Raw genomic sequence first — 2500 nt, 5'->3', positions numbered from 1 at the left:
GTTACGGCCGCCGTTTACTGGGGCTTCAGTTCAAAGCTTGCACCTCTCCCTTTAACCTTCCAGCACCGGGCAGGCGTCAGACCCTATACGTCGTCTTGCGACTTCGCAGAGCCCTGTGTTTTTGATAAACAGTCGCTACCCCCTGGTCTGTGCCACCTCTTTCCACTTGCGTAAAAAGAGGTCACGCTTCTTCCGAAGTTACGCGTGCAATTTGCCGAGTTCCTTCAGCATAGTTCTCTCAAGCGCCTTGGTATACTCTACCTGACCACCTGTGTCGGTTTCGGGTACGGTCTATATTGGTGGAGCTATTTCCTGGAACCGCTCCGCTGCCCAACCAATCCAATAAGGCTGAACAACTTGTGCAATCCGTCACTACCACCAGGCCCACGAATATTAACGTGGTTCCCATCGACTACGCATGTCTGCCTCGTCTTAGGGGCCGGCTAACCCTGCTCAGATTAACTTTAAGCAGGAACCCTTGGTCTTTCGGCGAGGGAGTCTCTCACTCCCTTTATCGTTACTCATGTCAACATTCGCACTTCCGATACCTCCAGGGGCCCTCACGGGTCCCCCTTCACAGGCTTACGGAACGCTCTGCTACCACCAACTGACAAGTCAGTTGATCCTCAGCTTCGGTGCATGGCTTTAGCCCCGTTACATTTTCGGCGCAAAGACCCTTAATTAGACCAGTGAGCTGTTACGCTTTCTTTAAATGATGGCTGCTTCTAAGCCAACATCCTGGTTGTTTTGGGATCCTCACATCCTTTCCCACTTAGCCATGACTTGGGGACCTTAGCTGGAGGTCAGGGTTGTTGCCCTCTTCACGACGGACGTTAGCACCCGCCGTGTGTCTGCCGATTAGTACTCCCCGGTATTCGGAGTTTGGTTAGGATCAGTAAGACGGTGAGTCCCCATAGCCCATCCAGTGCTCTACCCCCGAGGGTATTCGATCGACGCACTACCTAAATAGTTTTCGCAGAGAACCAGCTATCTCCGAGTTTGATTGGCCTTTCACCCCTAACCACAAGTCATCCCAATCTATTGCAACAGATGCGGGTTCGGTCCTCCAGTTGGTGTTACCCAACCTTCAACCTGCTCATGGCTAGATCACTCGGTTTCGGGTCTAATGCGACGAACTGAACGCCCTATTCAGACTCGCTTTCGCTGCGCCTTCACCTATCGGCTTAAGCTTGCTCGTCACACTAAGTCGTTGACCCATTATACAAAAGGTACGCCGTCAGGCCCCATACTAAAATGAGCGCCCTCCGACTGTTTGTAGGCAACCGGTTTCAGGTTCTATTTCACTCCCCTTGTCGGGGTGCTTTTCACCTTTCCCTCACGGTACTTGTTCGCTATCGGTCATGCACGAGTACTTAGGCTTGGAGAGTGGTCTCCCCATGTTCAGACAGGATTTCACGTGTCCCGCCCTACTCTAGGACAATGAGTGTTCTACATGTACGGGGCTATCACCCGCTACGGCCGGACTTTCCATTCCGTTCCACTTTATTCCTCATTGCCACTGGCCTGGTCCGCGTTCGCTCGCCACTACTTGCGGAGTCTCGGTTGATGTCCTTTCCTGCAGGTACTTAGATGTTTCAGTTCCCTGCGTTCGCTTCTTACCCCTATGTATTCGAAAGTAAGATACCTTATAAACAATACCTAGAAATCTAAACCGTTCTTGCGAACGGCTTAAACTTTCTAGGTATTTAAGGTGGGTTTCCCCATTCGGAAATCCATGGATCAAAGCTTATTCGCAGCTCCCCACGGCTTATCGCAGCGTATCACGTCCTTCATCGCCTGTGCATGCCAAGGCATCCACCAATTGCCCTTATTTCACTTGATCGTTCTCATTGCCAATGCTCATCCTTAGTTTGGTTTTGCAAACCTGATCCTCTTCGCTTTCGCTTGAGGGGTGCAAAACCCGGCCATACGGACAAACCTGAGTTTGCCGACATATGGGCTGTGCGTCCCTAACGATAAAAGGACGAACAAACCGCGGTTACCTTTTACAACCGCGCTTATAAGATGCCATCGACGTGTTCGACCTGATCCCTATATGAAGGCACGCCGGTGCACTTCAGGGCCAGGTCTTAAGACCAGCTTCTCGAGATCTGTCCGGGAGCGCGCGGTCAGGCAACGCCCATCGACATGTCGTCAGAGATGATCGGAAACACCAAAATCCCCAAATCCTTGCGGATTTGAAGTTTAAGCGGTTCAAACCACCAACAACAAACATGTCTTGAGTAACAAGCTTCCTACCTCCTCCAGCCCCTATTCTGTCTCGGATCGGCTAGACCGTCGACAGCTTGAACAGGACTGGGCTTGGACGTCAAAGACAACAACCTTGCGGTCACCATCATCAACACCTGGAAGCTTCCAGACATATCTTCTCTTTACAATGTAATCAGAACAGGCATCAAATCTTGAGATCGATGCAAACTTTTATTTCTCTCAAAGGATATTCCGCCTTCCACCAGGTGATGCTTCTTTCAAAACATCA

General features: G+C 50.8%; 1 rRNA gene (only partly in view). It reads right to left on the bottom strand.

The features are described 5' to 3' along the window. Positions 1–1843, bottom strand: a 23S ribosomal RNA gene (locus AX760_RS25945); it reaches 973 nt to the left of the window's first position. Between the last annotated feature and the right edge of the window lie 657 nt (positions 1844–2500).

This window comes from Pararhizobium antarcticum, from assembly GCF_001885585.1.
Taxonomy (GTDB): domain Bacteria; phylum Pseudomonadota; class Alphaproteobacteria; order Rhizobiales; family Rhizobiaceae; genus Pararhizobium; species Pararhizobium antarcticum.
The sequence above is the reverse complement of the archived record's forward strand: the minus strand, read 5'-3'. Positions and strand labels throughout refer to the sequence as shown.